Origin of the sequence: Perspicuibacillus lycopersici, from assembly GCF_025660475.1 — a bacterium.
Classification (GTDB): domain Bacteria; phylum Bacillota; class Bacilli; order Bacillales; family Caldibacillaceae; genus Perspicuibacillus; species Perspicuibacillus lycopersici.
This window is the reverse complement of record NZ_JAOUSF010000002.1, coordinates 800,780-819,871: the sequence shown is the minus strand read 5'-3', so window position 1 is coordinate 819,871 and position 19,092 is coordinate 800,780. Positions and strand designations below refer to the sequence as shown.

Annotated in this window: 16 protein-coding genes; 8 read left to right on the top strand and 8 right to left on the bottom strand. The window is 33.7% G+C overall.

What is annotated here, in order from left to right:
* Window positions 1-312: 312 nt before the first annotated feature.
* The 8 genes from OEV98_RS07975 to dnaA form a co-directional block, all read right to left on the bottom strand.
* Complete coding sequence (locus OEV98_RS07975) at window positions 313-1,419, bottom strand: HD-GYP domain-containing protein (RefSeq protein WP_263072700.1); 1,107 nt, start codon at window positions 1,417-1,419, stop codon at window positions 313-315.
* A 136-nt stretch (window positions 1,420-1,555) separates the two neighbouring features.
* Window positions 1,556-4,108 carry a DNA gyrase subunit A gene (gyrA, locus tag OEV98_RS07970; protein ID WP_263072699.1) on the bottom strand — a complete coding sequence of 851 codons (2,553 nt, stop codon included), beginning with the start codon at window positions 4,106-4,108 and terminating at the stop codon, window positions 1,556-1,558.
* Between the two features lie 63 nt (window positions 4,109-4,171).
* Complete coding sequence (gene gyrB, locus OEV98_RS07965) at window positions 4,172-6,091, bottom strand: DNA topoisomerase (ATP-hydrolyzing) subunit B (RefSeq protein ID WP_263072733.1); 1,920 nt, start codon at window positions 6,089-6,091, stop codon at window positions 4,172-4,174.
* A 79-nt stretch (window positions 6,092-6,170) separates the two neighbouring features.
* A complete protein-coding gene (gene remB / locus OEV98_RS07960) occupies window positions 6,171-6,398 on the bottom strand; it encodes an extracellular matrix regulator RemB (protein WP_263072698.1) in 228 nt (75 codons plus the stop codon).
* Between the two features lie 51 nt (window positions 6,399-6,449).
* Complete coding sequence (recF, locus tag OEV98_RS07955) at window positions 6,450-7,565, bottom strand: DNA replication/repair protein RecF (protein WP_263072696.1); 1,116 nt, start codon at window positions 7,563-7,565, stop codon at window positions 6,450-6,452.
* 20 nt (window positions 7,566-7,585) lie between these two features.
* Window positions 7,586-7,801 carry a S4 domain-containing protein YaaA gene (gene yaaA / locus OEV98_RS07950; protein ID WP_263072695.1) on the bottom strand — a complete coding sequence of 72 codons (216 nt, stop codon included), beginning with the start codon at window positions 7,799-7,801 and terminating at the stop codon, window positions 7,586-7,588.
* A gap of 305 nt (window positions 7,802-8,106) precedes the next feature.
* Window positions 8,107-9,249: a DNA polymerase III subunit beta gene (gene dnaN / locus OEV98_RS07945; protein ID WP_263072694.1), complete on the bottom strand. Its 1,143-nt coding sequence runs from the start codon at window positions 9,247-9,249 to the stop codon at window positions 8,107-8,109.
* Window positions 9,250-9,456: 207 nt separating this feature from the next.
* On the bottom strand, window positions 9,457-10,806 hold the full coding sequence (gene dnaA, locus OEV98_RS07940) for a chromosomal replication initiator protein DnaA (RefSeq protein WP_263072693.1): 1,350 nt from the start codon (window positions 10,804-10,806) through the stop codon (window positions 9,457-9,459).
* 603 nt (window positions 10,807-11,409) lie between these two features.
* Here dnaA and rpmH point away from each other — a divergent pair.
* From rpmH to noc, 8 genes are all read left to right on the top strand, one after another.
* Entirely contained in the window at window positions 11,410-11,544 is a 135-nt protein-coding gene (rpmH, locus tag OEV98_RS07935) for a 50S ribosomal protein L34 (protein WP_263072691.1), read from the top strand.
* Window positions 11,545-11,645: 101 nt separating this feature from the next.
* A complete protein-coding gene (gene rnpA / locus OEV98_RS07930) occupies window positions 11,646-11,990 on the top strand; it encodes a ribonuclease P protein component (RefSeq protein ID WP_263072690.1) in 345 nt (114 codons plus the stop codon).
* A gap of 153 nt (window positions 11,991-12,143) precedes the next feature.
* Entirely contained in the window at window positions 12,144-12,941 is a 798-nt protein-coding gene (spoIIIJ, locus tag OEV98_RS07925) for a YidC family membrane integrase SpoIIIJ (RefSeq protein WP_263072689.1), read from the top strand.
* Window positions 12,938-13,555 (top strand): RNA-binding cell elongation regulator Jag/EloR, encoded by a 618-nt coding sequence (gene jag / locus OEV98_RS07920; RefSeq protein WP_263072688.1) that lies wholly within the window; start codon window positions 12,938-12,940, stop codon window positions 13,553-13,555. The genes spoIIIJ and jag overlap by 4 nt, the downstream gene beginning before the upstream one ends.
* 381 nt (window positions 13,556-13,936) lie before the next feature.
* Window positions 13,937-15,322, top strand: a complete 1,386-nt coding sequence (gene mnmE, locus OEV98_RS07915; RefSeq protein WP_263072687.1) for a tRNA uridine-5-carboxymethylaminomethyl(34) synthesis GTPase MnmE — start codon at window positions 13,937-13,939, stop codon at window positions 15,320-15,322.
* Between the two features lie 21 nt (window positions 15,323-15,343).
* Entirely contained in the window at window positions 15,344-17,239 is a 1,896-nt protein-coding gene (mnmG, locus tag OEV98_RS07910) for a tRNA uridine-5-carboxymethylaminomethyl(34) synthesis enzyme MnmG (RefSeq protein ID WP_263072686.1), read from the top strand.
* Window positions 17,240-17,332: 93 nt separating this feature from the next.
* Window positions 17,333-18,055 (top strand): 16S rRNA (guanine(527)-N(7))-methyltransferase RsmG, encoded by a 723-nt coding sequence (gene rsmG, locus OEV98_RS07905; RefSeq protein WP_263072685.1) that lies wholly within the window; start codon window positions 17,333-17,335, stop codon window positions 18,053-18,055.
* Between the two features lie 120 nt (window positions 18,056-18,175).
* Window positions 18,176-19,069 carry a nucleoid occlusion protein gene (gene noc / locus OEV98_RS07900; protein WP_263072684.1) on the top strand — a complete coding sequence of 298 codons (894 nt, stop codon included), beginning with the start codon at window positions 18,176-18,178 and terminating at the stop codon, window positions 19,067-19,069.
* Window positions 19,070-19,092 lie beyond the last annotated feature (23 nt).

The window sequence follows — 19,092 nt, the reverse complement described above, 5'->3', positions numbered from 1 at the left end:
GGCACGCCGCCAGCGTTCGTCCTGAGCCAGGATCAAACTCTCCAAAAATAGGATGTTTTTGTGCCGATGTTCGCGACAGGACGTCGCGGCTCTTAATCGGCCAAAAAGTGTTTGATTAGCTCAAAATGTTTTAAAAATAGTTTAATTAAACGCTTCGTCTTGTTCAGTTTTCAAGGTTCAATTTCTTTATGTCTCTTTTTCGTAAAAGCGACTTTAATAATATATCATCTATATTAAATAATGTCAACACATGTTTAAAAAAATATAAAGAAACAATTTTAATAAGTGAGTAATTGTTTCTTTATACAAATGTTATAGAATTTCTTTTATTTTTATATCTTTAAACTCTACTAATGAAATCGTGTCGCTACTATTTTCAATTTTTATAAATGGTCTAGTAGGATACATAGAATCAATATAGACGATTTCTCCATTTTGATTAGTTGATAATTTCACTTTTACATTTAATGAATATTTTACAATCCATCTTGCTAACGTTTCATATATCATAGAATCAAAATGATTCGGATTTTCACTAATAATATCAATTGCAGTATATGGGGAGACTTTTTCTTTATACACACGATTGGAAACTAATGCATGATATACATCTGCAATTGAAATGATTTTAGCAAATAGATGGATTTTATTTTCTTGTAGTCCGAATGGATAACCGCTTCCGTCTAATCTTTCATGATGCTGTAATACAGATAATTTTACCTCATGTTTTAACGATAGGATTGGTTGTAGCATTTTATAACTATTCGTTGGATGTTCTTTAATATCTACTTTATCTTCATTATTTAACAGTATTTTCCGGAAAATAAGTGGGTCTATTCTTGCCATCCCACAATCACTTAAGCAGCCTGCTAAAGCAACCTGGTAGCAGTTCCCTTGCTTCATATTCATTAACATTGCTAAATAACCAGAAATTAACCCGACAGATACGGAATGATGGAAGATATAATCATTCTTATTTACAGAAGTAGGAAGGGACAGGAGGTGTTTTGGCTCCTTATCTAATAGATCTAGTAGCGGAATCAAAAATTCTCGTATTTTCGCTATATCGACTGCCATTCCTGATTGCCAACGAATGAACTCCTTTTTATATGTTGCAACCGCTTCTATATATTGCTTGAAAAATGTCGATGCCCCAAGATTTGTAGTTGATGCCTTTTGTTCATGTTTTATTGAATGTTGTTTATCATTCTTTATAGGTGGTATTTGTTTATTTTTACCCTTTTTATCTGTCTTTACGGCTAATTCAACATCCACTTCCTCCACTTGAAATGCATTTAAAATTTCAATTATCTCGTTCGTTACAGGAGTATTTTTCGGTACTATCGGGTATTTCGTTAAACCCATAATATCCTCAATAATTTGATACCCTTCTGATAAATTTGCTACTTTAACTTTCATTTACTTCCATCCCTATGTTTACTTTAATCTTATTTTATAAGTAAATAGACTTTTTTCAAAGAAAAAAACCGCTCTACTTACCATTTTCTTGGCAGCAAAGCGGTTTTTGTTACATTATTAGGTGAAAAAGTAACAATTAATTATCTCCTTCGTCCTCGACATCGTCTAATACTTCTGCTTCATCTAATGCCTCAACATCGATATCTTCATCCTCAATTTCACCTATTGGTTTTTGAATTAGTGCTTGACTATCTTCGCTTTCTTCTTTATCAACAATCGCAACAGCCGTTACGCTACTGTTCTCATCTAAACGAATCAGTTTAACACCGATACTATTTCTACCAACTTTTGAAATACCGGCTACTTCCATACGAATAAGTATTCCACTATCCGTAATAATCATCATATCTTCATCTTCTGTGACAGAGCGCATCGAAACAAGTGGGCCATTCTTTTCTTGTACATTACATGTACGAATACCTTTTCCGCCTCGATTTTGGATACGATATTTCTCTGCAGCTGTGCGTTTACCATAACCATTCTTTGTAACTACTAGTACATCTTGATTTTCTTCTAATATTTCCATACCAATTACTTCATCGTCTTCCTCTAAGCTTATTCCTTTTACACCAGAAGCTGTTCTTCCCATGGAACGTACGTCTGTTTCAACAAAACGAATTAACATACCTTTTTTCGTCCCGATAATGATGTGCTTTGTTCCATCTGTTAGGCGTACAGAAATTAATTCATCACCTTCACGTAGGCTAAGAGCAATTAAACCATTGTTTCGTATATTTGCAAAGGAAGACAGTGGGGAACGCTTAGAAATACCATCTTTAGTTGTGAAGAATAAGAATGATTCTTCATCGTATTGACTCACTGGAATAATGGTATTAATCCATTCATCTTTATCAACTTCCAATAAATTCACCACTGGAAGTCCTTTCGCTGTTCGACTGTATTCTGGTATTTTATACCCTTTTGATTTATATACCTTTCCTTTATTCGTAAAGAATAGGATCGTATCATGTGTTGAAGTAGAAATAATATGCTCTACTAAATCATCTTCATTTGTTCCCATACCTTGAATACCACGACCTCCACGTTTTTGTGTACGATAAGTAGAGGATGGCAGACGTTTAATATAGCCATTTCTTGTTAACGTAATAATAATTTGTTCTTCAGGAATCAAGTCCTCATCATCGATATCCTGATCACCACCAAAGGTTATTTCAGTACGGCGTTTGTCATTATAACGTTCTTTAATTTCGTTTAATTCATCGCGAATTATGGATAGAATTTTTTCCTCATCTGCTAATATTGCCTTTAATTCCGCAATTAATTTTACTAGCTCAGCATATTCTTCCTCAATTTTATCCCGCTCTAATCCAGTTAAACGTTGGAGTCGCATATCTAAAATTGCTTGTGCTTGTTTTTCAGACAACCCAAAGCGATTCATTAATGCTTCTCTAGCAAGATCAGTTGTTTTCGAGCTACGAATTAATTGAATGACTTCATCGATATGGTCAAGGGCAATTCGCAAGCCTTCCAAAATATGTGCTCTTGCTTCCGCTTTTCGTAATTCAAATTCCGTTCTACGTCGGATTATTACTTTTTGATGCTCTAAATAAACAGATAACGCCTGTTTAAGATTTAATACTCTTGGTTGACCATCAACTAACGCAAGCATATTAATACCAAACGTAGTTTGTAATGCTGTATGTTTATATAAATTATTTAATAATACATTCGCGTTAACGTCTTTACGCAATTCCATAACAATACGCATACCGTTTCTATCGGATTCATCACGTAATGCCGTAATACCATCAATTCGTTTTTCTCTAGCAAGCTCTGCAATTTTTTCAATTAATTTTGCCTTATTTACTTGGTAAGGGATTTCCGTAACGATAATAGCTTGTTTACCATGAGCAATATCCTCAATTTGGACTCTTGCTCGTAAAGTAATGGAACCTTTACCAGTTTCATATGCTTTTCTTATTCCGCTTTTTCCTAAAATTAATCCTGCAGTAGGAAAATCTGGTCCACTAATGTATTCCATTAATTCTGGAATGGTAATTTCTGAATTATGGCTTAATGCTAAAATACCATCAATTACTTCACCAAGCTGGTGTGGGGGAATATTCGTTGCCATACCAACTGCAATACCAGTGGTTCCATTTACTAGCAAATTAGGGAATCTAGATGGTAGTACAACTGGCTCTTTTTCTTGACCATCATAGTTATCTTGATAATCAATTGTATCCTTGTTAATGTCACGTAAAAGCTCCATCGCAATCTTGGACATTCTTGCTTCCGTGTAACGCATTGCAGCAGCAGAGTCTCCATCAATAGAACCAAAATTACCGTGACCATCCACTAACGGATAACGATAACTGAAATCCTGCGCCATCCGTACCATTGTTTCATATACGGCAGAATCTCCATGAGGATGGTACTTACCTATAACGTCCCCTACAATACGTGCACTTTTTTTATACGGTTTATCGGAAACAATTCCGAGGTCATTCATAGAATATAAAATTCTTCGTTGAACTGGTTTTAGACCATCACGAGCATCTGGGAGTGCACGAGAAACGATTACACTCATCGCATAATCTAAAAAAGATGTTCGCATTTCATTACTTATATTAATTTCTCTAATATTAGAACTAGGTGTATCAGCCATTATTAAGGTAACCTCCTATTCCTATAAAGGCTTACAAACGGATTACTTCTCATCAATTGTCTTTTATATATCCAAATTCTTCACATAAACGGCATTTTCCTCAATGAACTGTCTTCTAGGCTCTACACGATCACCCATTAACATTTCAAACGTTTCATCCGCTTCTATTGCATCATCTAAATTTACCTGTAAAAGCGTGCGGAATTCTGGATCCATTGTTGTTTCCCATAATTGTTCTGGATTCATTTCTCCTAGACCTTTATACCGTTGAATTCCTGGCTTCGGCTGAGATGGAATAGATTGTAAAATTTCTTCTAGCTGCTTGTCATTATATGCATACTCAATCCGTTTTCCTTGTTGAATTTTAAACAAAGGTGGTTGTGCAATATAAACATAGCCAGCTTCAATTATTTGTCTCATAAACCTGTAGAAGAACGTTAATAGAAGTGTCCGAATATGTGCACCATCGACGTCCGCATCGGTCATAATGACAATTTTATGATATCTTGCTTTGGATATATCAAAGTCTTCACTTATTCCTGTTCCAATGGCAGTAATCATCGCCCGTACTTCATTATTGGATAGGATTTTATCTAATCTAGCCTTTTCAACATTTAATATTTTCCCACGTAGAGGTAGAATTGCTTGGAAATGTCTGTCTCGACCTTGCTTTGCAGAACCACCAGCGGAATCACCCTCAACGATATATAACTCGGAAATATTCGGGTCATTAGAAGAGCAGTCCGCTAATTTTCCTGGCAAACTGGAAACTTCTAAAACATTTTTTCTCCTTGTTAATTCCCTTGCTTTTTTCGCAGCAAGACGAGCACGAGCCGCCATCATCCCTTTTTCAACAATTCTTCTTGCTACAGAAGGATTTTCCAATAGGAATTTTTCAAATGCTTCCGAGAATAGGGAGTCGGTTATTGTTCTTGCTTCCGAATTTCCTAGCTTTGTTTTTGTTTGTCCTTCAAATTGAGGATCTGGATGTTTAATAGAGATTATCGCTACTAGACCTTCTCGAACATCCTCACCAGATAGATTCTCATCTTTTTCTTTAAAAATATTTTTTCGAGCATAATCATTGATTACTCTTGTCAAGGCAGATTTAAACCCGGATTCATGGGTTCCACCTTCATACGTATGAATGTTATTAGCAAATGAGTAAATAATACTTGTATAACTATCATTATATTGAAAAGCGACTTCTACATTAATTCCATCTCGATTACCTTCTAAATAGATTGGCTCTTCATGTATAACTGTTTTTGACTTATTTAAATGGGCTACATATGATTTAATACCGCCCTCATAATGATATTCAACTTTTTTCTTATCGTCTCTTTTATCTTCTAGCGTGATTCTTAATCCTTTATTTAAAAAGGCTAATTCACGAATACGTTTTGCTAAAACCTCATATTCATATTCCAATGTTTCCTGGAAAATTTCTGGATCTGGAATAAAATGAGTAGTAGTACCTGTACGATCCGTATCACCGATTACTTCTAAATCTGTGCTAGGTATACCTCGTTTATATTTTTGATAATAAATTTTATTATCACGATGAACAAATACTTCCATTTCCTTTGATAGAGCATTTACAACAGATGCACCAACACCATGAAGTCCTCCGGAAACTTTATATCCTCCGCCTCCGAATTTACCTCCTGCATGCAATACTGTATGGATAACTTCTACTGCAGGGCGTCCCATCTTTTCATGGATTCCGACTGGAATACCCCGCCCATTATCAATAATAGTTATACTATTATCTTCTTCGATAATGACATCAATTACAGTACAATAGCCTGCAAGTGCTTCATCAATACTATTATCTACAATTTCCCATACTAAATGGTGTAGACCCTTTCCACTTGTGGAACCGATATACATACCAGGACGTTTTCGAACTGCTTCTAATCCTTCTAATACCTGTATTTGGCTTTCATCATAGGAGTTCTTTTCTATGTTATTTTCTTCAATAGCCAAAACGAATCACCCACGCTTTCTCATTTCTTCAAACCGGACTAAGCTATACTTATTTTTATTAAATCAATAGGAATTAGTAACTTTGTATTCTTTTCTTCAATGTATTCGGGGAAAACGGTGAAAGAAATGTATTATCATTCGTAATAATAACGGATTTATAATTCCTCTTTAGTAATGCATTATCAAGATTATTGGATGAAAAATGATTGATTTCCATGTTATAATCCCAAGCTGATTTATCAATAATAGCAATAATATCTGATGAACGAATAACTAAATTTTCACCAATTGAAATATACATACACAGCTCCCCAAATTGAACAGAATGAAATCAACTGAATACTAGTAAAAATCAAGGAATAATTAAATTTCCTTTTGATATTTTAAATGTATTAGCTTCTTTTAATGTCTCATGGTCTATTCCTTCTACACTTGTTGTTGTAACAAAGGTTTGAACTTTTCCTTGAATGGTACTTAATAAATGCGATTGTCGATAATCATCTAACTCTGATAAGACATCATCCAATAAAAGAATAGGAAATTCACCAATTTCACTTTTTATTAATTCAATCTCAGCTAATTTAACGGATAGTGCGGTTGTTCTTTGCTGTCCTTGTGATCCAAATGTCTGTACATCACGCTCATTTACATAGAAGAGTACATCATCTCTTTGTGGACCAAATAATGTGACACCACGGTCTATTTCTCTTTGTTTTACTTCGTTATATTTTTCTTCATAAACATTTACCATTTTCGACAAATCATCATCTTCTGATACATTAATGGATGGTTTATATTTTATCCGAAGGTCCTCGATACCTCTGGAAATCCCCGAATGAATCGTTTTTGCCCAATCCTCTAGCATATGCAAAAAACGATATCGTTTCATTAATATTTTTCCTGCAAGCTCTATTAACTGCTCAGTATAAATATCAAGCATTGTTACATTCGTCTGTTTTTTTGCCTGCAATAGTTTTAAATATTGATTTCTTTGATGGAGTATTTTGTTATATTGACTGACCTCGTGCAAATAAACTGGTGACACTTGTCCGATCTCCATATCGATAAATCGTCGTCTTATATTTGGACTCCCCTTAACCAAATTTAAATCTTCCGGTGCAAACATAACAACATTTAAATTTCCCACATACTGGCTAAGGCGAGATTGTTCTATATGGTTAAATTTAGCTTTTTTGCCTTTTTTTGTAATAGTTAATTCCATTGGTAAAGAATTATGCTTTTTTTCTATCCGTCCTTCTATTTTAGCATATTCTTTATCCCAATGGATTAATTCTCTGTCATTTGAGGTTCGATGGGATTTTGCCATTGCTAAAACATAGATAGCTTCCATCATATTCGTCTTACCTTGTGCGTTTTCTCCTAAAATAACATTTACCTTATTTTCAAACGAAAAGGCTATTTGTTCATAGTTTCGGTAATTAGTTAACGTAAGCTCTTTAATATACATGGTTTTACATCCTTCTGAAATTACCCTTTAATCAAAAAAGAACCATGGTGAGGGACTCGTAGTAAATCACCATCTTTTAGCTTTCTTCCTCGGCGATTATCAATTTCTCCATTGATAAAAATATCATTTTCCTGTAAAAACCATTTGGCCATTCCACCAGATGAAATAATATCTGCCATTTTTAAAAATTGACCAAGTGTTATATATTCCGTATCAATTTTTATTTCTTTCGTCATATATCCGATTCCTTTCTTAAGCTCCAATATATAATTTTACTAAATTTTTTTAAAAGAAACAAAGGGTAGTTTGAATTAAATTTATAAGTCTTTTTATAGTTTTATTAAGGTTTTCATTTAATTGGAGAATTGAATTGTGGATAACATTAATCTCAAAATTATTGAGGTAAAAAAAGATATTCACATGTTAATAACCTTTTGAGAAGTATATTGGTAAGTTGTTTTCAAAAATAGCCATTTTTAAAAAGGAACGTGAACTACAAAAGAATAGTTCACGTCTTAAGTTTGGATCGATTCAAGCAAAACTAAAATGTTCGTACAGGTAGTAATAATTGGAGGATTGATTCATCCACATTTGATTTAATAATAAATGGACGCATTGCACCTGTGAAATAAATTGTTACTTCTGTACCATCAATTGCTCGTAACGCATCCATCATATATTTTGCACTAAAGGATATTTTTATTTCTTCTCCATCCATTGCTAAGCTTTTTACTTTTTCTACAACTTTACCTATTTCTGGAGTATAAGAAGATATTTCAATTGTGCCAGCTTCAAGTGTAGAAAATTTAATAACATTATTTTTCCCTTCTCTAGCAAGTAAAGATGCACGATCAACAGCTTGTAGAAAATCCTTAGAGTTCAATTTTACATCTGTGTTACTTTCTGTAGGTACTAGTTTCGATGTATCTGGATATTTTCCTTCCAATAATCGGGAGAAAAATAGTAAATTCTTCGCTTTAAACAGAATTTGATTTTCTGTTACGACAAATTGAATTGGCTCATTAGAGTCCTCTAATACTTTTGTTAATTCATTTAAGCTTTTTCCTGGAATAACAATATTGTAAACAGAATTATTTTCAATATTAGATTGTAATGGTGCTTTCTTTAATGCCAATCGATGGCTATCGGTTGCAACAGCTGTTAATTCATTATTAGCAAACGTCCAATTGACACCTGTTAAAATCGGTCTAGTTTCTGAAGTTGAAACAGCAAATACTGTTTGCTTGATTAATGTTTTTAATAAATCTGTTGGCATTGTATAGCTTTTTTCTTCTTCAATTTGTGGAAGTCTTGGATATTCTTCTGCATCTAGACCATGAATAACAAATTCTGCATTTCCTGAACGAATTATTGTTTTGAATTGGTCTTCAACAACAATTTCTACAATAGCCTCGGGTAATTTTTTTACAATTTCTCCAAAAAATCTCGCTTGTAATACGATGGAACCAGTTTCAACAATATCAACAATTTCTAAATCATCTTCTTCTTTAGGGATAAATGATTTGATAGAAATATCAGAGTCACTTCCTGTAAAGGCAACTCCTTCTTCTGTTGCATCAATCTTAATTCCAACAAGTATCGGTATTGTTGTTCTAGAAGCTACTGCTTTCATTACGTCTTGGACGCTCTTAATTAGTCGCTCCTTTTGAATATAAAATTTCATCATTTTGTCCCCCAATATAATAATAAAATATATAAAAAATTAATAGATATAGTAATAGGCGCTGTGAATATGTGGATAAGCCTGTTTGATAGAGTAAAATAAAGTCTATCCACATGTGGACAGACTGTGTATGAATGGTAAAAGTTATTAACAGTATACACAAAGATACTTGTAAAAAAAATAATCATTATTTTACACTATCAAAGATTAATGTATTTTTAACATGCCTTCAATTTCTTGTATTTGCTTTTTAAATTGAGAATCATTTTGAATCATATTCGCAATTTTCTCATGGGCATGGATAACCGTTGTATGATCCCGTCCGCCAAATTCTTCACCAATTTTAGGTAGCGAAAAATCAGTTAATTCACGGGATAAATACATTGCAATTTGTCTAGGGAAAGCAACTGATTTTGTACGTTTTTTCGCTTTAAAGTCTTCCAGCTTCACGCCATATTGCTCCCCAACAACTTTTTGAATGTCATGAATGGTAATAACCTTAGGTTTAGAGCTAGGGATAATATCTTTTAAAGCCTCTGCTGCTAAATCTGCATTAATGTCTTTATTTTCTAAGGATGAGTATGCAACAACACGAATAAGTGCTCCTTCAAGCTCACGAATATTAGAATCAATTTGATTTGCAATATAAAGCATGACTTCGTTTGGAATTTCTAATCCTTCTGCTTTCGCCTTTTTCCGTAAAATTGCAATTCTCGTTTCTAAATCAGGAGGGGTAATATCTGTAATTAATCCCCATTCAAAACGAGAACGAAGCCGATCCTCTAAAGTTGGTATTTCTTTAGGCGGTCGATCACTCGAAATGATAATTTGCTTATTTTCATCATGCAGCGCATTAAACGTATGGAAAAATTCCTCTTGGGTTGATTCTTTTCCAGCCAAAAACTGAATATCGTCAATTAGAAGAATGTCTACATTACGATATTTATTACGAAAGTCATCCGGACGATTATCACGAATAGAGTTAATAAATTCGTTAGTAAATTTTTCAGATGAAAGATATACTACTTTCGCCATCGGATTATTTTCTAACACATAATGACCAATTGCATGCATTAAGTGAGTTTTTCCAAGTCCAACTCCACCATATATAAAAAGGGGATTGTATGCTTTTGCTGGGGCTTCTGCTACTGCAAGTGATGCTGCATGGGCAAAACGATTTCCTGACCCGATAACAAAGGTGTCGAAAACATATTTAGGATTCAACCAATTTTGCACCGTTTCCGCGGAAATGTCCTGTTTTTCTTTCTTTTTATTAACCGGAGCTATCATAATCGGATCATCTTGTTTTGTGTTAGGAATGATAAATTTTAAAGTCAAGTTTTCTCCAATTAAATCATAGAGTATATCAGATAGGATTTCTTTATAGTTCCCATCTAGCCAGTCCCGGGCAAAATCATTGGGTGCTTCTACTATTAAGGTTTTTCCTTTTAAAGAAACAGCCTTCGTAGATTTTAACCAAGTATCAAAGCTTGGTTTACTTATTTTCTTTTCAATAGCAGCCAATGTTTTTCCCCAAAGATCGTCAATGTTTTCCAAGGGTCAATCCCTCCTAGATCTTTGATTCGCGTAGTAAAGCTAATAAATAGGTAAAAAAGAATAATCAATTTGTGGATAACATATAATAAAGAAAAAAAGTGGTTTTTTGACAAATTCCACAACCTGTGGACAAAGTTCTACACTTTATTAGAATAACTTATTCACATGTTATTAACAATTTGTGGATAAGTATAAATTAATTTTTTTTATCCAAAGTAAAACACATATCATCATAACAAAAAAAACCTTATTTCGCAATTGGTTATTAAAAATATCCACAAACCATTTCTGTTGTTGATATTTGTTATCCACAATCACTGATTTTGTGAAAAACTTGTCGATAACCTGTGTTTGTGGATAAAAAAATGTCGAAAATTTATCCACAACATATAAACAATAGAGCAAAGGATGGTTTTTATGTACTCCAATTTTTTTTGCCATCCGATCGGAACGATTGATTTATTATATGAAGAAAGAGAAATTTTCAGCTGTAATGGAAGAAGTTTATAAGTAAATATTTACAAGGGTTGACACAGGTTCAGTAATGTCTATATAATTATGTAGACTGTCTTGAACTGTTTTCCTCATAGGGAGGTGTCATACATGAAAAGAACATATCAACCAAATAAAAGAAAAAGAAGTAAAGTCCACGGATTCCGTGAAAGAATGAGCTCAGCAAACGGACGTAAAGTTCTTGCTCGCCGTCGTCGTAAAGGCAGAAAAGTATTATCTGCATAGGCCACTGATAGTTCAGTGGTCTTTTTTTCAATGAATTTGTTGATCACAAAAAAAGATGGTAATTTTTGCCCACTGAATTATAAATTGAGCAGGTGTTGAGAATGAAGAAAAGCTATCGAGTAAAGAAAAATGAAGAATTTCAAGCGGTATTTAAAAAAGGACAGTCGGTTGCAAATCGACAATTTATCATTTATAAATTGTTGAATTCGGACCAAGAGCATTTTCGAATTGGTCTTTCTGTTAGTAAAAAAATCGGAAATGCTGTAACAAGAAATCAAGTGAAACGATATATTAAACAGGCTTTCCATGAATTAGAGAAGGAAATTAGTCCTTTATATGATTATATCATTATTGCGAGAAAACCTGCTGCTGATATGAGCTTTGCAGAAGTTAAGAAAAGTTTACAGCATGTATTAAAGCTAGCAAAAGTATTAAAGCGACAATAGAAAAAGGCGTAAGTGAGCAAAGCTACACCTTTTTTTATATTAAATGAACGAAAAATTCTGTTTAATCTATTAAAAATAAAACGAATAATGTTAAAATAGATGATGACGGTTACATAATAAATAAAACTAGTAATGAATGCAGGAGGAGCTTGAGTGAAGAAAAAAGTATTATTATTGATTAGTTTACTACTTATTGTAACTTTTTTAGCTGGGTGTTCTGAAATCAATCAGCCAGTTACGAGTGAAAGTGAAGGAATTTGGAATGAAATATTTGTCTATCCACTCTCCTGGTTAATTATTAAAATAGCAAATATCTTCCATGGTAATTGGGGATATGGTTTAGCAATTATTATTGTTACGATTTTAATACGTACAGCAATTCTACCATTAATGGTAAAACAGTTAAAAAGCTCTAAAAGAATGCAGTTAATACAGCCCGAATTACAGAAGCTAAAACAAAAATATGCTTCTAAAGATGCAGTAACACAGCAAAAATTTCAACAGGAACAAATTGCATTAATGCAAAAATATGATATTAATCCATTAACTGGATGTTTACCAATTCTAATTCAAATGCCAATATTGCTTGGTTTCTACCACGCCATTATGCGTACGGAGGAATTAAAAGGAAATAGCTTTTTATGGTTCGAACTAGCTGATAAAGATCCATATTTTATTCTTCCAATTATTGCAGGTATAACAACATTCTTGCAGCAAAAGTTTATGACAAAGGGTCAACCAGCTAATCCTCAATTAGCAATTATGCTTTGGGTTATGCCTGTTATGATTGTATTTGTCGCATCGATGACACCTGCAGCACTTCCTTTATACTGGATTGTCGGTAATATTTATTCCATTGTTCAAACGTTTTTCATTAAAACGCCAGAAATAGCAGAGCTAGAGCAAACAAGTACTGCTACTTCTAAACGTTCGGGAGGAAAGAAAAAGTGAAACAAATGACGGCTACTGGCCAAACCGTGGATGAAGCAGTACAATCTGCTCTTTCTGATTTACATACTACAAAGGATCGAGTAGATATTGTTGTAATTGATGAAGGGAAAAAAGGAATTTTCGGTATTTTTGGTTCACGTCTAGCTGTTGTAAAAGTAACGATGAAAGTAGACCCAATAGAAGAAGCGCGAAATTTTTTAATTAATGTTTGTAAACAGATGGATATTAATGTCACGATTGAAACAAACGTCGAAGGAAAGCATGTATTCTTTAATTTAGCGAGTGATAAGGTTGGATATATTATAGGAAAAAGAGGCCAAACCTTAAATGCACTCCAAAACATAACCCAGTTAGTGCTGAATCGGCATTCGGAGCAATTTATGATTGTGACATTAGATGCAGAGAATTACCGGAAACGACGAGAAGAGAGTCTCGTGTTATTAGCAAATCGACTAGCAAATAAGGCAGTTAAGGAGAAGAAGGAAATTTCATTAGAACCAATGCCATCTAATGAAAGAAGAATAATCCATTCTACTCTAGCGGATAACACTAAAGTAAAAACCTATTCTGTAGGAATGGATCCAAATCGTTATCTAGTTATTGCACCAAAATAATATTTTAAAAGTCTTCCTAACATTGTTTTGCTAAGTAATATCTTAGTAATAACAGTGAAGGAAGACTTTTTTTAATTCATAGAATGGTGATTTTTTTAAAATGGGAAGGAAAAGAAATTACTTTTTCACATGTGGATAATTTGATTGAAGCGGTGAAAAAAGAAATAAATATTTTTTGTTATCAACATGTGGATAAGTTATAATATAAGGATGCCATTCTTTTGTTTGCCATCATAGTATGGTATTCTATTTCTTGGTCAAAAGCTATATTTTTTGATTGCAAAGCAATACTAACCTAGAATAATAAGGAATTATAAAGATAAAGCAAATAATAGAAATAAAAATGCAAATAGAAAATAAGTAAACAGTGAGGTGACATAAATGGAATTTGATACGATAGCCGCAATTTCTACTCCTTTAGGAGAGGGTGCCATCGGTATTGTTCGGATAACTGGTCCAGACGCAATCAAAATTGCAGACGATATTTTCCAAAGCCCATCTGGGAAAACACTTATGGAAGTAAATTCACATACCATTCATTATGGTTTTATTATAGATAAACGTGAAAATAAAAAAATTGAAGAGGTAATGGTTTCTATTATGAAGGGACCAAAAACTTTTACTCGGGAAGATGTCGTGGAAATAAATTGTCACGGTGGATTACTTTCCGTTAATCGTGTACTACAATTAGTGTTAACAAAAGGTGCACGTATTGCCGAACCAGGGGAATTTACGAAACGGGCATTTGTGAATGGAAGAATCGATCTTTCCCAAGCAGAAGCGGTGATGGATTTAATCCGTGCAAAAACTGATCGTGCGATGAACGTTGCTTTAGGTCAAATGGAAGGTCGTTTATCGAAAAAAATTAGAAAACTTCGACAAGAAATATTAGAAGTTTTAGCACAAGTCGAGGTAAATATCGATTACCCAGAATATGACGATGTGGAAGAAATGACACATACACTTCTACAAGAAAAAGCAAAATACGTAAAAAATGAAATTGAAAAGTTATTGGAAACATCAAAACAGGGGAAAATATTACGAGAAGGTTTAGCTACCGTTATTATTGGTCGCCCAAATGTTGGAAAATCCTCTTTACTAAATAGTTTTGTTCATGAAAATAAAGCTATTGTTACAGATATTCCTGGGACTACAAGAGATGTTATAGAAGAATATGTGAATGTCCGTGGAGTGCCATTAAGACTTGTTGATACAGCAGGGATTCGCGAAACCGAAGATATTGTAGAAAGAATTGGTGTAGAACGTTCCAGAAAAGTATTGAAGGAAGCAGATTTAATATTATTTGTGGTAAATTATAATGAGGAAATCACAGAAGAGGATCGCAAATTATTTGAAACGATAAAAGGTATGGATGCCATAATCATAATAAATAAGCTAGATTTACCACAGAAGCTAGATATAGAAGAAATCAAGAAGCTCGCAGAGGGAAGAACTATTATTTATGCATCAATGAAAGATGATAAAGGTATGGATGAGTTAGAACAGGCAATATCATCCATGTATTTTAAAGGTGAGATTGAAACAAGTGACTTAACTTATGTATCGAATGCAAGACATATTGCCTTGCTAAACAATGCAATGCAAATGATTGACGAGGCATTATTTGGTGTAGAATCTGGAGTTCCAATTGATATCGTACAAATAGATATGACAAAATCATGGGAGACATTAGGTGAAATTACCGGTGACAGTGTCCATGACGAATTAATTAATCAGTTGTTTTCCCAATTTTGTTTAGGAAAATAACGTTGATAGGAGGTAAGAGAAATGCAAACATATGAAGCGGGAAATTTTGATGTAATTGTCGTCGGTGCAGGACATGCGGGCTGTGAAGCAGGTTATGCTGCCGCAAGAATGGGTGCAAAAACAGCGATGATTACCATTAATCTTGATATGGTTGCCTTTATGCCGTGTAATCCATCTATTGGTGGTCCGGCTAAAGGGATTGTTGTTAGAGAAATTGATGCATTAGGTGGGGTAATGGCTAAGGTAATTGATAAAACCTATATTCAAATGCGGATGTTGAATACAGGTAAAGGTCCAGCAGTTCGTGCCTTACGTGCGCAAGCAGATAAAGTGTTATATCAGCAAGAAATGAAAAAAATATTGGAAAATGAACCAAATCTTAAATTAATCCAAGGAATGGTTGAAAACCTTATTATAGAAGATGGCGAATGTAAAGGAGTTATTACAAAAACAGGTGCAATTTATCGTGCCAAAACAATTGTCATTACTACAGGAACGTATTTAAGAGGGGAAATCATTATCGGTGAATTGAAGTATTCTAGTGGACCAAATAATCAACAGCCGTCCATTAAATTATCCGAGCACCTAGAACAATTGGGCTTTGATCTTGTCCGATTTAAAACAGGAACCCCACCAAGAGTAAATAGTAAAACAATTGATTATTCTAAAACAGAAATTCAACCAGGAGATGAAGAACCTAGAAGCTTCTCCTATGAAACAACCGATACAATTACCGATCAATTACCTTGTTGGCTAACCTATACTACTGAAACAACCCATCAAATTATTGATAGTAATTTACACCGTAGTCCAATGTTTTCCGGAATGATTAAAGGTAGAGGTCCAAGATATTGTCCTTCTATTGAGGATAAAGTTGTTCGATTCCACGATAAACCAAGACACCAAGTATTTTTAGAGCCAGAAGGTAGAAATACAGAAGAGGTCTATGTTCAAGGATTATCTACAAGTCTCCCTGAGGAAGTTCAACATAAATTACTTGCAAGTATCCCTGGGTTGGAAAATGCGGAAATGATGCGGGCAGGCTATGCAATTGAGTATGATGCCATCACACCAACACAGCTTTGGCCAACATTAGAGACGAAAGCAGTAAAAAATTTATATACAGCTGGTCAAATAAATGGAACAAGTGGTTATGAAGAAGCTGCTGGTCAAGGAATCATGGCTGGAATAAATGCCGCTTCCCGAGCACTCGGACGTAATCAAGATGTTATTTTAAATCGTTCAGATGCCTATATTGGAGTGTTAATTGATGACCTTGTAACAAAGGGAACAGTAGAACCATATCGTCTGTTAACTTCAAGAGCGGAATATCGTTTACTATTAAGACATGATAATGCAGATTTACGTTTAACTGAAATTGGTCATGAAATTGGTTTAATTAGTGACGAACGTTATAAAAAATTCTTAAATAAAAAGCAAAAAATTGAGGACGAAATTAAGAGACTGAAAAAAATCATTATCAAACCTAACGAACAAACACAGCAATTAATTGCTAGCGTTGGTGGTAGTGAATTAAAGGATGGAATTCGTGCTGCAGATTTATTAAGAAGACCAGAAATGAAATATGACCATATTAAATTATTGGCACCATCCGAGATTGAATTGGATAAAGAAATTGAAGAACAAGTAGAAATCCAAATTAAGTATGAAGGCTATATTGAAAAAACCTATCAACAAGTGGATCGCTTAAAGAAAATGGAAGATAAAAAAATACCTGCAGATATTGATTATGATGCGATTAGTGGCTTAGCTAATGAAGCAAGAGAAAAATTAAAAAAAGTGCTTCCACTTACATTAGCTCAAGCATCCCGTATATCTGGTGTAAATCCAGCAGATATTTCAATTCTATTGATTTATATTGAACAAGGAAAAATTGCACGCGTATCAAACGAATAATCAATAAAAATAAATCCAGCATTTAATATTTTGCTGTTTACCAGTATAATGAAATTAGAAAAGTCATTTCGATGACGAGGAAGAGTGTATCGAATGAAAATAGAGCAATTTCAATTGGAATTACAAAAATATAATATTGAATTGACTAGTAAACAAATTTCCCAATTCGAACGATATTATCGACTATTAATCGAGTGGAATGAAAAAATAAATTTAACAGCAATAACAGATAAAGATGAAGTGTATGTAAAGCATTTTTATGATTCTTTATCTGCTGCCTTTTTTTTCCCAATCCAAGAGCAATCTTCTCTATCCATCTGTGATGTAGGAGCGGGAGCGGGATTTCCAAGTATTCCTTTAAAGATTGTGTTCCCGCATTTGAAGGTTACGATTGTCGATTCATTAAATAAACGAATTACCTTTTTAAAAGAATTAGCAAATGCTTTAGAGCTTGAAAATGTTCATTTTTACCATGATCGTGCGGAAATATTCGGAAGAGCAGCGGAACACCGTGAGCAATATGATGTTGTTACTGCACGTGCAGTCGCAAAATTGTCTGTTCTTAGTGAATTTTGTTTACCATTAGTAAAGGTGAACGGTCATTTTATCGCACTTAAAGGATCGAGTGGGAATGAAGAGCTAGAAGAAGGGCGAAAAGCAATCGAAATTTTAGGTGGGCAAGTGGACAAGATTTATCCGTTTACACTACCAGAGGAAAATAGTGAAAGAACTATTATTCAAATAAGAAAAGTAAAAAATACTCCGAAGAAATATCCTAGAAAACCTGGAGTTCCGATAAAAACTCCACTAAATTAATACAGGATATGTATTTAAAAATTCTTATATTTTGCAGGAATTTGTTAAGTAATCGAGAATATTTATGTATGAGCTACTAAATACTGTCAGGAAGTTTCTAATAAAGGTGGTGTATGCGCATTGAAGTCTCCTTTTTCGCGAATATTTGGGGTCATTGAAAAAGAAGAGGTAGAAAATGGGGTTAATGAAGAACAAGCAGAATTAACGGAATTAGTAGAAAATGAAGTAGTAGATGACCAAGAGAGAATTAGAAATCTACCTATTGATCGGATTCAGCCCAATCGTTATCAACCTCGTACTATTTTTGACGAAGCAAAAATTGATGAACTTGCAAAGACAATTCATACCCATGGGATTATTCAACCAATTGTTGTAAGAGAATTAGAAGATGGATTTTATGAAATTATTGCCGGGGAAAGACGTTTTCGAGCGGTTAAAAAGCTTGAATGGAGTAGTGTTCCAGCAATAATTAAAAACATGAATGATAAAGAAACAGCTTCTATGGCACTGATTGAAAACTTACAAAGGGAAGAATTAACACCTATTGAAGAAGCACTGGCATATGAGCAATTATTAGAAATTCATCAATTAACACAAGAAGCATTGGCACAACGTTTAGGAAAGGGCCAATCAACAGTAGCGAATAAACTTCGTCTATTAAAGTTGCCTAAAAAAGTGCAAGAGGCATTACTTAATAAATCCATTACGGAAAGACATGCACGTGCAGTAATTCCGTTAAAGGAAGAGCAGCTTCAGCTAAAAGTGGTTGAAGAAATAATTGAAAAGAACTTGAATGTTAAACAAACAGAAGAGCGTGTAAATAAATTATTAAATACAGAGAAGCCTAAAAAATCTAAACGACTTTCTTTTAGTAAGGACATCCGTATTGCAGTAAATACGATTAGACAATCTTTGTCTATGGTAAATAAGAGTGGTATTAATGTCGATTCTACAGAAGAAGAACTAGATGATTGTTATCAAATCACGATTCGAATTCCAAAAAAGAAATCATAGATTTGTAATTTAATATAATATGT

Coding starts and splice junctions, on each gene's coding strand:
- OEV98_RS07975 (WP_263072700.1), bottom strand. CDS start 1,419: ATGAAAGTTAAAGTAGCAAATTTATCAGAAGGGTATCAAATTATTGAG.
- gyrA (WP_263072699.1), bottom strand. CDS start 4,108: ATGGCTGATACACCTAGTTCTAATATTAGAGAAATTAATATAAGTAAT.
- remB (WP_263072698.1), bottom strand. CDS start 6,398: ATGTATATTTCAATTGGTGAAAATTTAGTTATTCGTTCATCAGATATT.
- recF (WP_263072696.1), bottom strand. CDS start 7,565: ATGTATATTAAAGAGCTTACGTTAACTAATTACCGAAACTATGAACAA.
- yaaA (WP_263072695.1), bottom strand. CDS start 7,801: ATGACGAAAGAAATAAAAATTGATACGGAATATATAACACTTGGTCAA.
- dnaN (WP_263072694.1), bottom strand. CDS start 9,249: ATGAAATTTTATATTCAAAAGGAGCGACTAATTAAGAGCGTCCAAGAC.
- rpmH (WP_263072691.1), top strand. CDS start 11,410: ATGAAAAGAACATATCAACCAAATAAAAGAAAAAGAAGTAAAGTCCAC.
- rnpA (WP_263072690.1), top strand. CDS start 11,646: ATGAAGAAAAGCTATCGAGTAAAGAAAAATGAAGAATTTCAAGCGGTA.
- mnmE (WP_263072687.1), top strand. CDS start 13,937: ATGGAATTTGATACGATAGCCGCAATTTCTACTCCTTTAGGAGAGGGT.
- mnmG (WP_263072686.1), top strand. CDS start 15,344: ATGCAAACATATGAAGCGGGAAATTTTGATGTAATTGTCGTCGGTGCA.
- rsmG (WP_263072685.1), top strand. CDS start 17,333: ATGAAAATAGAGCAATTTCAATTGGAATTACAAAAATATAATATTGAA.